The organism is Faecalibacterium sp. I3-3-33, assembly GCF_023347295.1.
Classification (GTDB): domain Bacteria; phylum Bacillota; class Clostridia; order Oscillospirales; family Ruminococcaceae; genus Faecalibacterium.
This window is the reverse complement of sequence record NZ_CP094469.1, coordinates 2,918,385-2,937,293: the sequence shown is the minus strand read 5'-3', so window position 1 is coordinate 2,937,293 and position 18,909 is coordinate 2,918,385. Positions and strand designations below refer to the sequence as shown.

The 18,909-nt window shown below is 46.7% G+C and carries 17 protein-coding genes, 1 tRNA gene and 2 rRNA genes; 11 read left to right on the top strand and 9 right to left on the bottom strand.

The window, feature by feature from the left end; genetic code table 11:
* Nucleotides 1-153: 153 nt before the first annotated feature.
* The 3 genes from MTP39_RS13735 (at nt 154) to MTP39_RS13725 (ending at nt 3,345) form a co-directional block, all read left to right on the top strand.
* Nucleotides 154-2,988: ribosomal RNA gene (locus MTP39_RS13735) — 23S ribosomal RNA — on the top strand.
* A 125-nt stretch (nt 2,989-3,113) separates the two neighbouring features.
* Nucleotides 3,114-3,230, top strand: a 5S ribosomal RNA gene (gene rrf, locus MTP39_RS13730).
* Between the two features lie 39 nt (nt 3,231-3,269).
* Nucleotides 3,270-3,345 (top strand) — tRNA-Lys (locus tag MTP39_RS13725).
* Between the two features lie 162 nt (nt 3,346-3,507).
* Here MTP39_RS13725 and MTP39_RS13720 read toward each other — a convergent pair.
* The 3 genes from MTP39_RS13720 to MTP39_RS13710 are packed head-to-tail and all read right to left on the bottom strand — an operon-like array spanning nt 3,508 to nt 6,534.
* A complete protein-coding gene (locus MTP39_RS13720; RefSeq protein ID WP_249240940.1) occupies nt 3,508-4,896 on the bottom strand; it encodes a site-specific integrase in 1,389 nt (462 codons plus the stop codon).
* 15 nt (nt 4,897-4,911) lie between these two features.
* Nucleotides 4,912-5,226 (bottom strand): helix-turn-helix domain-containing protein, encoded by a 315-nt coding sequence (locus MTP39_RS13715; RefSeq protein ID WP_249240939.1) that lies wholly within the window; start codon nt 5,224-5,226, stop codon nt 4,912-4,914.
* Between the two features lie 42 nt (nt 5,227-5,268).
* Entirely contained in the window at nt 5,269-6,534 is a 1,266-nt protein-coding gene (locus tag MTP39_RS13710; protein WP_249240938.1) for a plasmid recombination protein, read from the bottom strand.
* Between the two features lie 776 nt (nt 6,535-7,310).
* Here MTP39_RS13710 and MTP39_RS13705 point away from each other — a divergent pair.
* From MTP39_RS13705 to MTP39_RS13680, 6 genes are all read left to right on the top strand, one after another.
* A complete protein-coding gene (locus MTP39_RS13705) occupies nt 7,311-8,141 on the top strand; it encodes a helix-turn-helix domain-containing protein (protein WP_249240937.1) in 831 nt (276 codons plus the stop codon).
* Entirely contained in the window at nt 8,125-8,790 is a 666-nt protein-coding gene (locus tag MTP39_RS13700) for a sigma-70 family RNA polymerase sigma factor (protein ID WP_120119672.1), read from the top strand. Before MTP39_RS13705 ends, MTP39_RS13700 begins: the two co-directional genes overlap by 17 nt.
* A gap of 179 nt (nt 8,791-8,969) precedes the next feature.
* The gene (locus tag MTP39_RS13695) at nt 8,970-9,434 is read left to right on the top strand and encodes a DUF3592 domain-containing protein (RefSeq protein WP_005929423.1); all 465 of its coding nucleotides are present in this window, start codon (nt 8,970-8,972) and stop codon (nt 9,432-9,434) included.
* Nucleotides 9,435-9,715: 281 nt separating this feature from the next.
* Nucleotides 9,716-10,105 carry a hypothetical protein gene (locus tag MTP39_RS13690; protein WP_005923150.1) on the top strand — a complete coding sequence of 130 codons (390 nt, stop codon included), beginning with the start codon at nt 9,716-9,718 and terminating at the stop codon, nt 10,103-10,105.
* Between the two features lie 188 nt (nt 10,106-10,293).
* The gene (locus tag MTP39_RS13685) at nt 10,294-10,704 is read left to right on the top strand and encodes a hypothetical protein (protein ID WP_227623447.1); all 411 of its coding nucleotides are present in this window, start codon (nt 10,294-10,296) and stop codon (nt 10,702-10,704) included.
* Between the two features lie 452 nt (nt 10,705-11,156).
* Nucleotides 11,157-11,438, top strand: coding sequence for a DUF6061 family protein (locus MTP39_RS13680; protein ID WP_015536560.1), 282 nt, complete (start codon nt 11,157-11,159; stop codon nt 11,436-11,438).
* 776 nt (nt 11,439-12,214) lie between these two features.
* Here the strand turns inward: MTP39_RS13680 and MTP39_RS13675 are convergent.
* From MTP39_RS13675 to MTP39_RS13650, 6 genes are all read right to left on the bottom strand, one after another.
* The gene (locus MTP39_RS13675; RefSeq protein WP_005924705.1) at nt 12,215-13,141 is read right to left on the bottom strand and encodes a trypsin-like serine peptidase; all 927 of its coding nucleotides are present in this window, start codon (nt 13,139-13,141) and stop codon (nt 12,215-12,217) included.
* Between the two features lie 210 nt (nt 13,142-13,351).
* A complete protein-coding gene (locus MTP39_RS13670; protein WP_015536562.1) occupies nt 13,352-14,059 on the bottom strand; it encodes a hypothetical protein in 708 nt (235 codons plus the stop codon).
* Between the two features lie 11 nt (nt 14,060-14,070).
* Nucleotides 14,071-14,463, bottom strand: a complete 393-nt coding sequence (locus MTP39_RS13665; protein WP_223383318.1) for a hypothetical protein — start codon at nt 14,461-14,463, stop codon at nt 14,071-14,073.
* A 156-nt stretch (nt 14,464-14,619) separates the two neighbouring features.
* Entirely contained in the window at nt 14,620-15,006 is a 387-nt protein-coding gene (locus tag MTP39_RS13660) for a hypothetical protein (protein ID WP_223383317.1), read from the bottom strand.
* A 171-nt stretch (nt 15,007-15,177) separates the two neighbouring features.
* Nucleotides 15,178-15,873 (bottom strand): DUF4367 domain-containing protein, encoded by a 696-nt coding sequence (locus MTP39_RS13655; protein WP_249240936.1) that lies wholly within the window; start codon nt 15,871-15,873, stop codon nt 15,178-15,180.
* On the bottom strand, nt 15,866-16,405 hold the full coding sequence (locus tag MTP39_RS13650) for an RNA polymerase sigma factor (protein ID WP_223389524.1): 540 nt from the start codon (nt 16,403-16,405) through the stop codon (nt 15,866-15,868). Before MTP39_RS13650 ends, MTP39_RS13655 begins: the two co-directional genes overlap by 8 nt.
* Nucleotides 16,406-16,491: 86 nt before the next feature.
* Between MTP39_RS13650 and MTP39_RS13645 the strand changes: the two genes are divergently transcribed.
* Together MTP39_RS13645 and mobQ are read left to right on the top strand one after the other, a co-directional pair.
* Entirely contained in the window at nt 16,492-16,809 is a 318-nt protein-coding gene (locus MTP39_RS13645) for a DUF3847 domain-containing protein (RefSeq protein ID WP_316541617.1), read from the top strand.
* A gap of 269 nt (nt 16,810-17,078) precedes the next feature.
* Nucleotides 17,079-18,656: a MobQ family relaxase gene (mobQ, locus tag MTP39_RS13640; RefSeq protein ID WP_044954172.1), complete on the top strand. Its 1,578-nt coding sequence runs from the start codon at nt 17,079-17,081 to the stop codon at nt 18,654-18,656.
* The last annotated feature ends 253 nt before the right edge of the window (nt 18,657-18,909 follow it).

Genomic DNA, 18,909 nt, shown 5'->3' with positions numbered 1-18,909 from the left:
CGTACCTTGAAAACTGAATAATAACTGCGAAACAAAGATTATAGTAAGTTCTTTTTTAAGAAATATTACAATTTCAAAAGGAAGGGTAACAATAATCTTCGTTGGCAAGAGAGAATCAAGAGGATACCAAATGTTCCAAAAGAACGTTTGAAAGGTCAAGCGAACAAGGGCGCAGGGCGAATGCCTTGGCACTGGGAGCCGATGAAAGACGTGATAAGCTGCGATAAGCTTCGGGGAGCTGCAAATAAGCATTGATCCGGAGATTTCTGAATGAGGAAACTCACCTGGGTTCATACTCAGGTACGTTATACTGAACTTAAAAATAGGTATATCGAGGGAACCGCCTGAACTGAAACATCTAAGTAGGGCGAGGAAGAGACATCAAACGAGATTCCGTAAGTAGTGGCGAGCGAACGCGGAAGAGGGCAAACCGGAAGTAGAAATACTTCCGGGGTACGGACCGCATTTAGGACTTGAGTTGTTAACCGAACGGCATGGGAAGGCCGGTCAGAGAGTGTGAGAACCACGTAGGTGAAAACGACAAGAGCTGAGCGAGTTCCAGAGTACGGCCAGACACGTGAAACCTGGTCGGAATATGGGGGGACCACCCTCCAACCCTAAATACTATCCAGTGACCGATAGCGTATAGTACTGTGAAGGAAAGGTGAAAAGCACCCCGGGAGGGGAGTGAAAAAGAACCTGAAACCCTGTGCCTACAAGCACCTAGAGCACGTCAATGTGTGATAGGGTACTTTTTGTAGAACGGTCCGGCGAGCGATTGTATGCAGCAAGGTTAAGGACTTAAGGTCTGGAGCCGAAGCGAAAGCGAGTTTGAAAAGGGCGTTAAGTTGCATACAATGGGCCCGAAACCGGGTGACCTACCCATGGTCAGGTTGAAGTGGAAGTAAAATTCCATGGAGGACCGAACCGACCTCCGTTGAAAAGGCGGCGGATGAACTGTGGGTAGCGGAGAAATTCCAATCGAACCCGGAGATAGCTGGTTCTCCCCGAAATAGTTTTAGGACTAGCCTCAAGTTAGATACCTGGAGGTAAAGCACTGAATAGCCTAGCGGCCGAGAGGTTAGCGAAGCTTATCAAACTCAGAATGCCAGAGTATTGATGCTTGGGAGTCAGACAGTGTCAGATAAATGTCATTGTCAAAAGGGAAACAGCCCAGATCTACAGCTAAGGTCCCAAAGTCAGGTTAAGTGGAAAACGATGTGAAGATACGTAGACAACCAGGATGTTGGCTCAGAAGCAGCCACACATTCAAAGAGTGCGTAATAGCTCACTGGTCGAGCGTCTTTGCGCGGAGAATTTAACGGGGCTAAACCTGACACCGAAGCTTAGGCAATACAGCAATGTATTGGGTAGGGGAGCGTTGTATACGCGGTGAAACAGTAGCGCAAGCGGCTGTGGAGTGTATAGAAGTGAGAATGCCGGAATGAGTAGCGCGAATGCAGTGAGAATCTGCATGGCCGAAAGCCTCAGGTTTCTGGAGGAAGGTTCGTCCGCTCCAGGTTAGTCGGGAGCTAAGGTGAGGCCTAACGGCGTAGCCGATGCACAGACGGTAGAGATTCCGTCACCACCAAAAGAGTTAAACACAGGGACACATTTGAAGTCTCGGAGCCGGGTGTTGGTTCCGGTAGCGATCGAGGGAAATTAGTACCGAAGTCCGGGATGGAAGATGGCGAGAAAAGCTGTGTGTATTTCTGCGGTGCCCGTACCGCAAACCGACACAGGTAGGTAGGAAGAAGATTCTAAGGCCAACGGGAGAAGGGTTGTTAAGGAACTCGGCAAATTGACCCCGTAACTTCGGGAGAAGGGGTGCTCCAGAGATGGAGCCGCAGAGAATCGGCCCAAGCAACTGTTTACCAAAAACACAGGTTTGTGCTAAATCGAAAGATGACGTATACGAGCTGACGCCTGCCCGGTGCTGGAAGGTTAAGAGGAGATGTGCAAGCATTGAATCGAAGCCCCAGTGAACGGCGGCCGTAACTATAACGGTCCTAAGGTAGCGAAATTCCTTGTCAGGTAAGTTCTGACCCGCATGAAAGGCGTAATGATTTGGGCACTGTCTCGACAGCCCGCCCGGCGAAATTGTAGTACCGGTGAAGATGCCGGTTACCCGCGACAAGACGGAAAGACCCCATGGAGCTTTACTGTAGCCTAATATTGGGTTTCGATGTTGCATGCACAGGATAGATGGGACACTGGGAAGCAAGTGCTTTGGCATTTGTGGAGTGGCCGTTGGGATACCATCCTTGCGATATTGGAATTCTAACCTGCGCCTTTGAATCAAGGCGGGGGACATTGTTAGGTGGGCAGTTTGACTGGGGCGGTCGCCTCCTAAAGAGTAACGGAGGCGTTCAAAGGTTCGCTCAGCTTGAACGGAAATCAAGCAAAAGAGTGCAAACGCAGAAGCGAGCCTAACTGCGAGACTGACGGGTCGAGCAGTAACGAAAGTTGGAGTTAGTGATCCGGTGGTATGTGAGTGGAAATGCCATCGCTCAACGGATAAAAGTTACCCTGGGGATAACAGGCTGATCTCCCCCAAGAGTCCACATCGACGGGGAGGTTTGGCACCTCGATGTCGGCTCATCGCATCCTGGGGCTGTATTCGGTCCCAAGGGTTTGGCTGTTCGCCAATTAAAGCGGTACGCGAGCTGGGTTCAGAACGTCGTGAGACAGTTCGGTCCCTATCTGTCGTGGGCGCAGGATATTTGATGGGAGCTGTTCCTAGTACGAGAGGACCGGAGCGGACGTACCTCTGGCGCACCAGTTGTTCTGCCAAGGGCATAGCTGGGCAACTATGTACGGATCGGATAAACGCTGAAAGCATCTAAGCGTGAAGCCGACCCAAAGATAAGATATCCCATTGTTTTAAACAAGTAAGACCCCTTGAAGACTACAAGGTTGATAGGCACGATGTGTAAGTGGAGTGATCCATTCAGCAAGCGTGTACTAATAGGTCGAGGGCTTGACCACAATTCGCTTGAGACTTTTAAGTCAACGAAAAAATGTTAGCAGTGATTATTCAGTTTTGAAGGCACGTCCTTCTAAAAATACTGGACAGTAAAGCAGAAATGTGATATACTGATTCAGTCAGATCGGTCGGTGTCGATGACGGTAAGGTTCCACCTGTTCCCATTCCGAACACAGAAGTTAAGCTTACTTGTGCCGAAGATAGTTAGCTGGAAACGGCTTGTGAAAATAGGTAGTCGCCGACTTTTGATTATCAGAATGAAGAAACCGCATTCTGATAATATGCACCTCTAGCTCAGTTGGTAGAGCAACTGACTCTTAATCAGTGGGCCCAGGGTTCGAGTCCCTGGAGGTGCACCAGATATTGAACGTCAAATCGTAAGATTTGGCGTTCTTTTTTGTTATGTAACCCCGAAAATTCGGGGTCTGCACGGTCAATGCACGGTTTTTGCACGGTCGGCTTTTTCGTGGGAATCCTCTGCATAAGCTGGAATTGCTTTGAAATGCGTGGTAAATTTTGCATCAGGTCAGCAGTGCAAGACGGAGCTGTGCCTTTACTTCAGGGTCGGCGTTCTTCAGAAGTTCCAGCAGAGCAGTCATAGAGATGGTCGGTTCGCCTGCGGCGGGTACAGCCTGTGGGCTGGGGCTTTCCTGTTTCGCATAGAACCCTTCCTCAAACTTTTTCCCAAGTTCTACACGAGAGGACTGCTGGATATGGGCGTAGGTGTTCACCAGCATATCCGCCGTAGCATGACCTGTTGTACCCTGCACAGCCTTCACATCGCCGCCGGAGATCATCAGCTGATAGGTGGCACTGGAATGCCGCAGACCGTGGAACACGATACGGGGGAACTCTGGGTGTGCGTCCTGCCATTTCAGAAACTTCTTGCGGATGAGCACCGGCTCTACCGCCAGACCGTTGGGCAGGCGGAACAGCATTCCGCTGTCATGGTAACGTGCTGGGTCTTTCCTCTCGTTTGCTGCTAACTGATTCAGCCACTTCTTCAATTCCTCTTTCAGTACGGAGGTCATGAAGATGGTTCGGCAGGAGGACGCCGTTTTGGTGCTTTTCAGGATAAGGGAAGTGGTGCTGCGCTCCAGCTTGTCCGGGAATACCTTGATGATGCAGCCATCGTCCACCTGATTCAGGGCTTCTTTTCGCACCCGCTGCATGGATTTGTTGATGTGGAATGTTCCGACGCCATCTGCTGCACCAAAATCGAGATCCTCCGGGGTCAGACCTACGACCTCGCCCTCTCGCAGTGCGCCCACCAATGTGAGGTGGACTGCCAGATGCAGGATAGGGTCCTCCATGCTGTCCAGAGCCGCCCGCATTTCCTCTACCGTCCAGATGGTGCGCTCCTGTGTGGACTTCTTGGGGCTGTCCACGGGAACAGGGCTTTTAACAAGAATGCCCCATTCTACAGCGTACTGGAAGGCAGTACCCAGCAGCCGATGCACTTCGTGGATGGTGGTGCCGGAAAGGAACCGCTGCTTCTGTTTTTCGGTCAGCTCCTGCTTTTTGCCCTCGATATACGAGCCGCAGGGCGTTTTGCTCAGGGTCGTGTAGAGGTTCTCCATGTGGTAGGGCTTGAGTTTCTGCATCTCCATGCTGCCGATATAGGGGATAATCAGGTTCTGGATGGTGGAAAGGTTGGATTCGTAGGTCTTGGGTGCCCACTTGTGTTTGCTGCACTGCTTGGGCAGCCAATCCATGAGGAACTCTGCCACCGTCACCGAGGACGGAATCAGGAAAGTACCAGCCGCCAGTTCATGCTCGATTTGCTTTTTTCGGTTTGTTGCCTCCTCTTTTGTGGGAAAACTCTCCCATTTGTCGCAGCTCTTGCCGTGCTCATCTTCATAAGTGTATCGGACGCTATAAGAGTTGCCGCGTTTCGTAATATATGCCATACTGTTGCCTCCTTATCAAGCTGCCCGGTAGAGCCACGCATCGAAACTGTCTTTCGGTACACGGATGCTTCCGCCTACCCGCAGGACACGGAATTCGGTGGTGCTGTTGCACAGGTTGTAAGCAGAGCGCAGGCTGATGGCCAGCATTCGTGCAATCTCTTCCACCGTGTACACCAGCTTCGTGGTTTTCGGGCTGTCAGTCGGAGACTTGACGGCATTGGTTTGAGTGACCACTTCCATTGTAGTGGGATTCGAGTCCTTTTGCAAGAACTTTTTCGTATAATCGGAAGATTGCACAGGGACGGTCATAGAATTACGGTCAAAATCCATAAGCATTTCTCCTTGTATTGTCATATTATCTAAAAATTCAGCTTAAAGTTCTACATCCTGCCCACGTCTGCGGTTTCGCTGCGGCACATTTATGGTACGTTCCTGCTTTGGTGCAAGAATCTTTTCCAGAAAGCCGTGTACCAGTTCCGGCGCACGGTGGAGAGCATCCAGATAGGGTTTCACGTCGTACCACAGGTCGTGGTACTTGTTGCTCCAACGAACGGCCTCCTTCTTGGCGGTGGAAAGTTCTTCTTTCAAGCGGCGGTTCTCCACGTCCATCATATAGCCGTGGTCGGCTTGCTTTTTCAGCTTGGAAAATTCTTCTTCGGTCAGCGAGTAGTTACCGAGAAAGGTGCGCTTGCCGATATAATCCAGATCGCGCGCATGAATGAGGGCTTCTTTCGTGAGCGTGGCCTTTTTCTGCACAGCGGCAAGTTCCTTCTCCTTTTTGGAGAGGGTCTGACTGGTTTTGGCAAGCGACTGCGCCTTTTGGTCGGCTTGGGCGGTCAGGCTGTCCAGCCGTTCCTGCTCCCGCTGGACTTTGAACTGGGTGACGGTCAGGTGTTCTTCGGTGCTGCCGCGCTCACCGCGCTCTACATCCGTGTACCCGGCATTGCGCATATAGTTGAAGAAATCGTCTTGCAGGACACTGTACGACTTCTTCAGGACTGGCTTGCCGCTCTTTTGCAGGACAGGCTTTCCAGCATCGTCCAGCAGGGGCTTGGAAGCCCACTTCTTGCTTCGGCTGACCTGCATGACGGTCTCCTTGACGGTGCCGACCAGTGCCTTGTCCTTGCAGCGTTTCGACCAGAGGATTTGCTTTTCCACCACAGGCACATAGACCACATGGAGGTGGTAGTGGTAGATCTCCCGGCCTAGTGCCTCGGTCATGGCACGGTTGATTTCATCGGCGTGCATGACAGCCGAGAGAATATACTGCTCACCGCCCACGATTTGAACGGCTGCTTTGTAGGCATCCTCATAGAACTGCTTGGCGAACTCGTAGCCACCGTGATTGTCAAAATAGGCCGAGTTGACATCAAAGACAAGCTCGCAATAATGGGTGGCATCCGGCTTCAGGCCGCGCGTGGAAATGGTTCCAGCGGCTTCCAGTTGGGCAAATAGGTCGGTGTAGCTGGCGGTTGGCTTTTTGAAGTGGACGTTCCATGAGGTGCACTGGGGGATAATGTCGGGGTTTCGATAGCTGTCCTTTTCGCGCTCGTTGTGCTGCTGGGTGTTGCCAACGGCTTTGTCTGAAACGGCGAGATTTCGGACACTGGTGCGGTCAACGCCATCGTTTCTTGCCAAAGGGCATCCCTCCTTTCAAGGTTCATCGAGAGGTGACGGGGAACGAAGATGCACTTCTTCGGAAGTGTAATAACCCACTATAACACTTTCATCCCTATGGGCTGCAAAGTGTAGTGGGCTCTTCGAGGACTCTCCGAGGGGGAACGTCTCCTGCGGGAGAGCTAATCGAGTTCACGTTTGCGAAGCAATGAAAGCCCCAGTGGGGCTTTTAAGTGACCGAACGGTCTTGCGCCAGCAAGATGGAGGGGCCTCGCCCCGACAAGTTCGCACAATGCGAACCTGATTGCTCCGTACGCATCTGAAAAAATTGCGTACGGACTTCAAATAACCTGTACGGTTCGTACGACGTACGGAAATCCAAAATATAAACGATAGCACGTTTTAATCTGCTTCAATTTGCCGTACAGGTGCGTACAAGTACAGACCGTACAGGTTGTACGAACTTCTTCCGTAAAAAATGCACTTTTTACGGACAGGGGTGGACAAGCGGCTCAATGCCTACAAAACCCCGCACCCTGCGGCCACCGGGCGGGGCGGTGTTATGTGTTGCACCAGAGTACCCCAAAGTGGGAACTCTGGTGTTTTTTGCCTTGTGCCTGAATATACGGAAAATTTTGCAGGAAAGGCGAAAAAGCGGCAGAACTGCAACGGAAAAAGAAAAATGCCCTCACTGGTTGCAGGGCTGCAACAGCAAGGGCAGAGAGGAAACCTTATATTGAACAAAACGGCAGAGCGTATTATAATGAGGAAAAAGCTCAAAAAGGAGGGCCGACCACATGGCACAGGAATATCTGCCCGCACCATCCAACGTCCGTCTTGCGGACTTGATGAAAGAGCACAACATAAGCCAACCGGAGCTTGCCAAGGAAATCGGCTGCTCCAAGAGTACCATCAGCCGCTTTATCAGCGGTGCAAAGGGAACCCTGACCCATGAGCAGGTGCTGAAGATTGCAAGGCTGTTCAACGTGTCCACGGATTTTCTGCTGGGAGAAACCAACATCCCCGACCGCAAGAACTACGACATTGCTGAACTTGGCTTGTCCGTAGAAGCCGCAAAGAACCTCTACACAGGGCGCGTCAATGCAGAGGTAGTCAACCTGCTGCTGGAAAACGCCCGCTTTGCAGAGCTTACTTACCGCATATCGCAGTATTTTGATGACACCTTTGCGTCCGGCATCGCAGCACAGAATGCCATGCTCACGACATTGAGCACCCTGCTGCGCACAAAGGTCAAGACCCCGGAAGCAGCCAAAGCCGCAAAGGACATCAGCCTTCGGAGAAAGCCAGTGTATCAAGGCGACCTTGATGACATTGAAATGTACTTCATGGCGGCGGTCAAGGAAATCAAAAAGGGTATCGGGAGCCATTACGCCGAACAGGAAGCCATGAGCAAGAAAGTGGCCGAGAAGATGTTCAATGAACTGACCAAGGGGCAGGATGTGCAGCACCCAACGATCACGGCAGAGCAGTTGACAGATGCAATGTTGGACAGCGTTTCGGGTATGGAAGGAGCTACGCCGGAAGCACTGGAACAGCTGCGAAGCGGTCTGCTGGGAATCTTGCAGTCTGCCGCAGAGCAGGAAAACGCCCATGAAGCAGACGAATGAACGGCTTTGTGCGCTGGCACAGAAAGGCGATGCCGCAGCACTGGACAGCCTGATCGACAACAACAAGTCCTTTATTGGCAAGGTGGCAAATGACCTTTTCCGCAGCATGAATCTGGCACAGTCCGGCCTGAACCTTGACACGGACGATTTGAAACAGGCGGGCAATCTGGGCTTGTGGAAGACCGTGCCGAAGTTCGATGCAGCGCGTGGAATGAAGTTCCTGACCTACGCGGCTCCGGCCATCCGCAACGCCATGATGGATATGGTTCGGGATGCCTTTGCCGCTTTTGAGCAGCGGATGGTGACAGAGGACAAGGATGGTATCTGTTACCAGCGCGTTTCGCTGGATGATGTTCTGCCGGGAGAGGAACAACTGCAGCGCATCGAAGCCATAGCCGACCCCTACGCCATGCAGCCGCAGAGCATTATGGAGGATCAGGAATCGCGCCGGGAACTGTACGATGGCCTGAAACGGTTGACCCAACGGGAGCAGACCTATCTGCTGTACCGCTATGGCTTTACTGATGGCAAGGAACATCCTTTGATTGGTACGGCGATATATTTCCACCTGACAAAAGGCCGCGCCCAAAAGACCGAGGAACAGGCTATGGATAACCTGTGGCTGGAATTGCCGTGGTGGTTTATCTGAGTGAAAAGAAAAATCGTGATTGTGCTACAAGTTTTCTGGAAATTTATGTGCAGCTATACGATTTTGAGGAATTTTGTAGACGGATGAAACAAAATAGGATTAAATCTAAGTATCTAAGGAACGTTGATTTCACGAAGCTGCTGATTACCGACTGTAGGATTTGAGGAGGATGCCGTTTTATGAAAATTACACGAGATAAAATGTTTTTTTCAAAAGATCTTATTCATACACTGGCATATGTCGGAATGTTCGTGGCGGCAATTATATCGGTTGGAGCGTGTAAGTCTGGTATTTGGGTGGCTGCGATATTAGCATGGATTGTAGCAGGTATAATTATCGGATTGGCGATTATTTCCGACTATAAAAAGGCAGAACTTTTGAAAAATGGAACAAGAATCATCGGAAAGGTTACAGCAACAAAACGAGTACATATAAAATTTCATATGAGTACCTACCACCTTGCCGATGAAGATGTAATCTATCCATATGTGGTACATTATCAGTATAAAGTTAAAGGTGAAACCTATAATGGAAAGTCGCAGTGGTTTTGGTTCAATCCATGTATTCCGAAAGGGGCACCAATAAAAATTCTAGTAGACCCAAAGAATCCGGCCCGAAGTACAGTTCTCAAACCAGAAAGCTAAAGATGGCTTTCAATCGAGGTAAAACAAAAAGTTTATCCTTATAGCGTGTTTATTTAAAAGAAGATTGCGATTGTGCTACAAATTTTCAGGAAGTTTATGTGCATCTATACGATTTTGAAAAATTTTGTGGACAAACGAAATAAATCAGGCTTAAATTTCGTTATCTAAACAAAAAAGCAAGGCGGGAAGGTTTGATGATTTGTAAAAAATGAGGGCATAAAAATAAAGTAGGCGTTTGATATTTCCAGCAATGTGGGCAGTAGTGAAAGAAGGTATAGAAAATGAAGAAAACTTTATATACATTTTTGGTTTGGAATTTTCTGTTGTTTGTAGCTGGTTTAAGTGATATTGTTTTTTATAGAAATCTTACATCGGTAGAAGGTATGACAATAAGCTGGACCCAGCCAGCGCTTGTAAGTATTACTTCATTTTTAATATTGCTTTCAATATATTATGGGATGCACCAGCTCCTTTTCGGGAAAAATTTTTATTTGAAACTGGAAATCAAGCAGGAAGACATAGATAAATTGCGAAATTCAATTTATGATTTTCTGAAAAAAGGCGAAATTGACCCCGAAAAATTGCAGCAACACTTGAAGTGTTTGATAATTGCTGAAGTTGTTTTGTGGGGTGGATTCATCGTTTACTTATTTATATCAAAGGGCTACTAATTTTCAATTCTAATAATGGGGTAAAGTGGTACGAATGAAAAAGATACAGAACTTTTTCTCGACGATTTTGCAAAAGCTGTGGAAAAGTTCGATAACTATCGTTTAGCATTAAAAACTACGGAAGCTTTACGCTGAAAGCTGTAACTTTAAGCAGACCGGAAAGCTTATAATGAGGGTAGAACAGAAATATGACCAACGAAGATACCACTGATTTTGACGAGCACTTCGCTAAAATTTCGTCCTATATTGTGGACACATTGCACGGCGTTCCACTTGAGATGACCGAGGAGGAAAAAGAACAATTTCGCATACAGGTTATTTCAAATCAGTATGCAGAACGGTTGCTAAGTGAAGCCGAAAAGACAGAAACGTATAGAGGTTTATCAAAAATTGATATTCTCCATACAGTTTCTATCCCTCAACTGGCTAGAACAATCCCACTTAAAGGTTTGAATCTCAGTTTAGAAAAATACAGAATGCCGGATGGTGTAATAATAGAGGTTGAGAGTTCGTCACATTATTTGGGGTCATTTAGTGAGAAAAATGATTCTTCCACAAATTGGATAGAAAAGATCATGGAGGGTGTCGGTATTCACTAGATGGATTCTCAAGAAGCATAAACAGCCCGCTATTTGCAGAGAATTCTGGAAGAAAATTGAAGAAAGCATCCTTCCGGCAACAGCACCCCGGACGTTTGTGAACTCTCACAACGGAGATCAAGAACCAATCCCTGCTTTGCGCTTACACCGTTTTGGTGACATTTTTTCTCCGTCTTGCTACAATATTGTGGATTTTTTCTATTTGTGCTTTGCTATTATCAACATCTAAAATGGAAACCGTGATGGAGGTGATTCCAATGCAGATAATTTCCTTGAAAACAAATTGAATGCTTTGGCAAACGGTGGCCAGTTCTCCATTTCCTACGACATCACGATTCCGTAATAAAAGCATTAGATGCAGGATAGTGCGGTTGGGTGACTCAAGAGAAAGAAAAAAGAGACCTCATCTCGTCAAAAAACTAAATCATAAAAGCATCAAAGAGGGCATTCAAATGAAACAAAATCGAATTTTTGACCAGAATAGTTCTCAAAAAGCACGTTCTTGGCACTATAATATGGACACCAACCGAGCGGAAGCCCAGTTCGCTGATGGCTCTGCCATTGCCATTGACTGCCTTGCCATCGAGGACGAATACGGCAATACCCCGGCACAGCGAGCTGAACTTGATTGGCTACTATACAACAAGCCCTTGGAGTGCGTCCAGCTTGTGCTGAGTGGTGAGATTGAGCATTATCTCTCACTTGGCTGTGACCATGGCAAACTGAAAGACTAACCTCTAAATAGGCCAAACAACCCGCTACTTGCAGTCGCTGCAAATGGCGGGTTGTTTGCTTATTTTAAGTTTTTCCTTTGCTCATAGTAGTGCAAAATCAATGTAGTGCAAAATCAATGGCCCAACGGTCAAAGAAATCACAAATATCAGGCAAATCTACTGGTTTCTTATAAATGTCATTCTAAAATTCAATGAATTTTGCTATTTCTAGCACTTGTTTTTTCGACACGAAAGTCGATTTAACCCTATATTTTATGTATCTCTCGATGATTTCAAGTTTGCCATTTTGGGGGCTTGATTATTGAGAAAATTCTAAATTCCAAAAAGGTCTATCATTTTCATCAATCGCATCGTTATTGAGAATAAGCACTGCACCACCACTTAACAGAGGAGGCAGCTGTAAATAGCTTATATTATTTATTGAGAAAATGAAACGCTATTGCAACAGTTGAATACTGTATATTTTATCAAATTGATACGGATCTGATAGCAACACCTTACCGTTTGATATCACAAGAATGCTTTCGCCTTCTTTAAGATACGACAACTGAAGATTTCCTTTCAAGTAGTTTGATACGCCATAAATTATATAATTGTCATCCGTATCATATAATTGATTTTTTGCAGTCGCATAAATACAATTGTTCTTCAGGTCAACTTCTTCAATTATAAGTTCCGATTTTTTTCTTCCGAATGTATTCGATTGAAATAGAATGCAGAGAACCACTGCCACAAATGCTATGCCAACCATAATCTTCCGTTTGCATTTCATTTTATCAACCTCTGTATGAAAGGAACAGCGTATAAAGCGATTGTGTTATTCTCAATGCCCCTGTATAAGAAGTTGGATATGAAGAACCATCAATTGTGCTTCCATCTTTATGGATTCCGATAGCTACATACCCAGCTCCAGAAATATATTCTACAAGAGGACCACCACTAAAGCCACCTGTCAAATCCCAATCGCCCTTGAGATATTTTGAAGTCTGACTTCTAATATACCCAGAAGATTTACACATCCGATATCTCGCATCGGCACCATTTATTTGGCTCGGATAGCCATAAGCATACACCAACTGTGATGATGAATAATTGCTAGACTGCCAATGTAACCCAAGCCATCCCGTTTTCGTTCCTAAATTATTCTTGAGCGTAATAATCGCCCAATCCTCCGAACTTGTTCCAGCAAGATAAGAATCACTAACAATCATCGAACTTGCCGATACATTTTCGCTTCCAAAAGGTTTACTATTATCAGATCGAGCAGGTGCGACATTTACCGACTTAACGTAGGCTTTTTCCTTTATACTGTATAGATTATGTGCTGCTGTTGCAAGTGCATTAGGCCCAATCATAAATCCAGAACCATAATTTGTCCCTCCATTATTGGTCGTTATCTGTAGGCATACCGTACTACAATATGGTGTTGCCGTTGGATTATCAACAACAGTGATATCATTGCTTCCGATAATCGCATACAGATCGGATAGATCAATATCCGAAATCTTTCCATTTGGAAAATAGCCTGCAGTTGTCTCTCCATCCGTGAAGGAATTGGTTTCAACTATAATTTCCTCTATAGATTCTTCTTTTGTATCAAAATCGTATCTATGGTATCTCTCGATATGAGATTTGCTTCCATCACTTTGATTATCTGCAAAAGCAGTCAGCCCAGAGTTAAGCTCCATTGAAGAAAGAGCCACAATCCCACTTGCTTTCAAAAAAATTCTACGAGATATTTTTTCACTAGCTATTTTAATTTTCCTTCTTTACTTTTAGAGTATACACAAGATTTCTTATACATCAGTTGCTCTGCATTGGAAACACCTCCGTAAAATTTTTCATACGTTAGAGCCATCCTTATTTTAGATTTCAACTTTTACTTTCGCAAAAAAATAAATACCACTGATTTTTTATCCAATAGCCGTGCTAAGATTTATCTCTATGGGATTCAACACATGCGTCTGCTGGCACAACCAAGCCCAATTGTTCACTGTAGTAGTAAACAAGTCGTCATAGTTGTTGTCATATGCAAAATCAAATGTGTCATGAACGGTAATCAAGTAATACATTATAGAATTACCAATCATGAAGCCTGTTCCAGAGGTGCTTACCCTATGCAATGCATAGAATAAATCTGCATTATCAGACTTTTGAATTGTAAAAGACCAACTTCCTCCACTAAAATCTTTCAAGCCACTATTAAGTACTTTGTTTTTATAATTATTAAAAACTGTTGTCGTGTTTAACTTGTCAAGCAATGGCGTCGAAGAATCCGTCACACTCTCAGAATAGTCAATATTATATACAGAGAATTCAACCATAAGAGCCGCACATTCATATCCCTTATCCCGTGCAATTTGCGCAGCTGCCAACCATGCAAGCTGTGTATTATTTAACAAATTTCCAGATGCACGTGTTTGATCTTCATCTTTCATCTTATCGATAAACTTATTTAATTCATCTATCGACATTCCCGAAAAATCAACATGATACTTATCATTCATGCTTTGAATAACAGGATTGCTAGCTTTACGGCTGCTTATGTTAGCAGCATAAGACACAGTATTTATCGAAAACAAAAAACACACTGAAAGAATTAATGATACGAACCTCTTCATAACGAACCTCCTTAAATTCTGTACTCTACTATATAAATTGTGTGCTTCTCATCATCCCAGACAACGAGACTAAAATTCACATCTTCAGAATGTAAAAGCAATGTATTCATTTCGGCTTCCGAGCGTAGTTCCTTATGCTGACTATTATCATAAAGAAAAAAATTTCCACTTGCAATTTCAGGAATCACAAAATCTAATCCAAAATATGACGACACATTTTTTAATATAGAAGATATGGTTGGAGAATCATTAATTTTCTCCCATGAATCGAGTTGATGAATAATTTTGGCTGCATCCACATCGTAGTATACCGCTAACATTATCCCATCATTTTGCAATCCGCCATAAGCCTCATATATCAACGATTCAGAGTATGTTGCTTTTCCAATTTTGAATTGTTTCAAATAATCTCGTTTTTCATATTTGCTTTTTCTTCCAAGCATAAAGCCCAAAAGCAAGCACAGTGCGACTATAGCTAGGTATCGGATAACTCGCGTTGGTCTCGCCTTTATAATTACCTCACACCTTTCTAACTTGCTGAAATATATAACAAACTCCACTTATCTACTGGTACTTCCGGTAATGGTTTCGCTCCGTCCATCGGAATAGCTAAAGGTCGCAGAATACTCAAGCCTATAAGATTTTCCGGGCTTAGTGTTAAAGCTACTGCTCACCATGCAGGTTGAGGTCGTGCTGCTGTTTGAGCAGCTACTTACTTTTTGCCATGTTCCAATTGTCCCCTTTTCATAGAGAACGCCTGAAACGCTGATTTTCTTTACTCCAGTTCGAGTCTGGGCATCAACCTGATAGTATGTTTGGTAAATAGATCCGTTGACCGTACTATCGCCTACATACCGTTCAGACTTTTCAGCGGCCATTGCGGTGCAGGCAAAGCTCAAGAGAATCACCGCTGAAACAACAATGGACAACAAACGCTTTTTCGACATAGACATACACCTCCGTTTTTTTGCTCCCATCAAGAGCCTTTGTATAATCAACGCAATTCGCATTCGCTTCGTTTCAATTTTCAGGAGAAAATTTTTCAAATTTTCCATCTTTGTAAGTTCAGACAAAAAGAAAGCCAGACATTTGTGAACTCTCACAAGTGTCCAGCTTTCTTAACGGATACCTTCCGCAATTTTCATAATCTCATCGTATGGAATGTTTCCCATAACGGTATGTGTAATCCCCCGATGTTCCCAACTTAGAGTATAAACATTCTTTCCATGTTCATCCGTACTGGTTCCAAGTACACCATCTGCTTCTCCGACCTTTACGGTTTCGTACACTGTATGCTCATTATCAAACAGGGACTGCTGCCCTGGCTGGATAATTGAGCAACGGACTGTGTAGCTTTCCTCTGTTTCTTTTGACGAGTAAACATGTAAAAAGTTTTCTGCTCGCTCAAATTTCTGCACATCGTCCATTTCAAAGCCGTTCGGCACATAATGGTCGCTGTATCCATCCGGGAGCCACTCCAGCGGTTCGCCATCCACCTGATAAGTCAGCTGCATCTCAATGGGCAGAAATTTTTGAATCATCGTATAGACTGCCCTGCGGAAATCAGCGCTGACCGCAAGAGCACCAACCGTCAGCATTACGAGTGTCAATGCCGCAATTAGTACTCGTTTCAACACTGGGTGGTGCTTTTTCTTCTTTAAGGCCTCTGTCATTCGTTCGTCCCATTGGGACGTATCTGGGTGGATTTCCTCAAACTGCTTTGGCGTTGGAAGCGAATCCAGTTCTCTTTGCGCATCTGCACGAAGTGCCATCATCAAAGCCGCATCAAATGAAATGTCTGTCCGCTCACTCATGGCTGTTCATCTCCTTCCATAATAGTTTTCGTCCTCGAAAGAGCCGTGTTCGTACCACTTCATCCGTTAATCCCAGCGATTTTGCAATCTCACGGTTTGTATATCCCATTGCCAAAAGGCGTAGCGGATCACGGTACATCGGTTTCATTTGGCCAATCAGTTCTGTTAGACGTTCAATGTTATCGGTGCTAACTGCTGCATCATCCGGCACCGGAGCGGCATCTGGTTCGTTTGGGACATCTTCCAGCAATTCTTCTCGTTGTTTGCGAAGCATATCATATGCACGGCTTCTACTACAACTAACGAGATAAGCAGCGAGTTCGTGACAGTTTTCTCGATGAATTTTAGAAAAATTTTTTGCAACGTACAAAAATACCTCTTGTAGCACATCCTCTGCCAGATACGAATCATCCATGATTTTGTAAGCGGTATGGTGAACCAGCCGTTTGTATGTATTGTACACCTCGGTAAAATCTTCTTCAAAGTTTCGATCATCAAGCACACTTAGATATAACGCAAGCAACGCAGTCACCTCTATTCACATTGATTGTGTGTAGTGTACCACGAACCAATAAAAATGTCGAATACAACCAACTTTTGAAAAGGAGCGTGATGCCATTGACCCAACCGAAAACCGATCTCGCCTATCTCCGCAGCGAGAAAGCCAAAGCAGAACAGCAGCTGCGCTACTACCAGCACCGGGAGAAAATTCTGGAACACCAGATACCGGAGCTGACCCGCAAGGCCCGTGTGCATCGGCTGTGTACCCGTGCCGGAATGCTGGAAAGTTTTCTGATTGCGCCGGAAGAACTCACCAACGATCAGGTGATGGAGCTGCTGAAAATTGCGTTCCGTCAGCCGGAAGTTGCGCTGGCTCTTGCAAAGATGATTCACGACCTGCACGAAAGCCGCAGCGTTCCGCACCCTTTAGAATAAAGGGCGCAATTATACACCGTTCCGGTGAAATTGCGGTCTTGCAGACGGCTCGATGAAATCGAAGCTGGCGTTTGTGCGCCAGCCCGATTCCATCCCAAGGAAAACTGCATTTTCCTTGCGCTGCTTTGCAGCTATCCTTTTGCGGCTCCCGCCTGAGATCGAAGCGCATGGCACTCCGTTCTAAGGCGGCGAGCAAAACCGAATACAATTCCAGACCGTTCACCAAGAGCAATCTTGCTGGGCGGTCTTTTTGTTTGGGGGTGATGCCTATTCCGTGTCCGCATTTCAAAATTACCATCGTCAAGCGCAGCCAAGGGCAGTCCGCTGTTGCCGGGGCCGCTTACCAAAGCGGCGAACGGCTGTTCAGCGAGTACGACCAGAGAACAAAATTCTACAACAAGAAGAAAGAGCTTGTCCACGCTGAGATCATGCTGCCATCCTATGCGCCGCCCGGATATGCAGACCGGGCGACCCTCTGGAACGCCGTAGAAGCTGTGGAGAACCAGTGGAACTCCCAGCTTGCCCGGCGCATCGTGCTGGCGTTCCCGGTGGAGGTGCCGAAGGAGCAGTATTTGTCCATGATAAAAGAGTTTTGTCAGGAGCAGTTTGTTTCCAAAGGGATGATTGCCGACTTTGCCATCCACGACAAGGGAGATGGAAACCCACACGCTCACATTCTGCTGACGCTCCGGGCAATAGATGAACACGGCAAGTGGCTCCCGAAAGCCAGAAAGGTGTACGACCTTGACGAGAACGGTGAGCGCATCCGGCTCGCTTCCGGCAACTGGAAGTGCCACAAGGAAAACACGGTGGACTGGAACGACCAGAAGTATGCCGAGGTCTGGCGGCATGGCTGGGAGACCATTACCAACCGCTATTTGGAAGCGGCTGGCCGCCCGGAACGTGTTGACCTGCGCTCCTTTGAGCGACAGGGCATCCAGCAGATACCGACCGTGCATCTCGGTCCCGCCGCACACCAGATGGAAAAGCGTGGAGTGGAAACTTTTCTCGGCAACCTGAACCGGGATATTCGCGCCGCCAATAGCCTGATGCAGTCCATCCGCAGTGCGATTCGTGGGCTGCAACGCTGGATCGCAGACCTGAATGAAAAGAAGCAGATTCTTTTGGATGCACTGGAACAAGCCAAGGAGCCAATGCTGTCCGACCTGCTGGTGGATTACTTCAACCTCCGCAACGAGCAGCGCAGCGATTGGTCTGGCAAGGCAAAACTGAAATGCACTGTCCGAGACTTTGAGGAAGTCAAACGGGCGGTGGACTATCTGAAAGCCCATTCTCTGAACACCATCGAGGATCTGGATACCGCAATTTCTAACCTGAACCAGACCGCCGCCCCTCTCCGTAGGCAGTTGAAGCAGAACGAAAACCGTATGCGGGCAATCGCCCAGATCAAGGATGCTGCCGCCGCCCATGCCAAGCTGAAGCCCATCCACGACACCTTTATCAAGAAGAACTTCAAGTTGACCAAGGACGCTTATGCCGCCCAGCACAAAGAGGAGCTGGACACCTTTAATAAAGCTGTCCGCACTCTGATGAAACTGAACGGCAGCACAGCGGTAGATTTTTCGGCATTGGATGCCGAATTTTCTGCGCTGCAATCCGGCAGCGCAGAACTGCGTACCAAACTGGAAACCTTGCAGCCGGATGTCTCTGCCCTGAAAAATATCCGCAAGTATATCGACATGGTGCTGAATAAGCAGCAGCTTTCCACACCGGGCGGCAAGCCCCCGGAGAAGGAATCGGTGCTGAAACAGCTGGAGCAGCTTCAGCAGAAAAAGTCCAACTACAAAACGATTTCTACCACCCCAAACCGCGAAGAATCGCTCTAAACGATCTTTCTGTCACCGATATGCCGTTGCAATCAGTGGCAGAAGTACATAATTCATTTGTTTTTTGCTGGCTTTTGGCTATTCTCGCTGGCTAGTGAGTAGAGGCGTACTTTTAAGGCAGAAATTTTCTCCAACACCCCCCATTTTAGGCCACTTTTTCTGTTAATAGTAGAAGCGCCTCTTTGAAAGCCGGTCATTTGTGACCTTTTTGTTAATTCTCAAAAAGATGGTTGTCTTTGGGCTGTTTTCGTTG

Coding starts and splice junctions, on each gene's coding strand:
- MTP39_RS13690 (WP_005923150.1), top strand. CDS start 9,716: ATGAAGAAAACTTTATATACATTTTTGGTTTGGAATTTTCTGTTGTTT.
- MTP39_RS13660 (WP_223383317.1), bottom strand. CDS start 15,006: ATGTCGAAAAAGCGTTTGTTGTCCATTGTTGTTTCAGCGGTGATTCTC.
- MTP39_RS13685 (WP_227623447.1), top strand. CDS start 10,294: ATGACCAACGAAGATACCACTGATTTTGACGAGCACTTCGCTAAAATT.
- MTP39_RS13695 (WP_005929423.1), top strand. CDS start 8,970: ATGAAAATTACACGAGATAAAATGTTTTTTTCAAAAGATCTTATTCAT.
- MTP39_RS13670 (WP_015536562.1), bottom strand. CDS start 14,059: ATGAAGAGGTTCGTATCATTAATTCTTTCAGTGTGTTTTTTGTTTTCG.
- MTP39_RS13700 (WP_120119672.1), top strand. CDS start 8,125: ATGAAGCAGACGAATGAACGGCTTTGTGCGCTGGCACAGAAAGGCGAT.
- MTP39_RS13720 (WP_249240940.1), bottom strand. CDS start 4,896: ATGGCATATATTACGAAACGCGGCAACTCTTATAGCGTCCGATACACT.
- MTP39_RS13680 (WP_015536560.1), top strand. CDS start 11,157: ATGAAACAAAATCGAATTTTTGACCAGAATAGTTCTCAAAAAGCACGT.
- MTP39_RS13715 (WP_249240939.1), bottom strand. CDS start 5,226: ATGGATTTTGACCGTAATTCTATGACCGTCCCTGTGCAATCTTCCGAT.
- MTP39_RS13655 (WP_249240936.1), bottom strand. CDS start 15,873: ATGAGTGAGCGGACAGACATTTCATTTGATGCGGCTTTGATGATGGCA.
- MTP39_RS13705 (WP_249240937.1), top strand. CDS start 7,311: ATGGCACAGGAATATCTGCCCGCACCATCCAACGTCCGTCTTGCGGAC.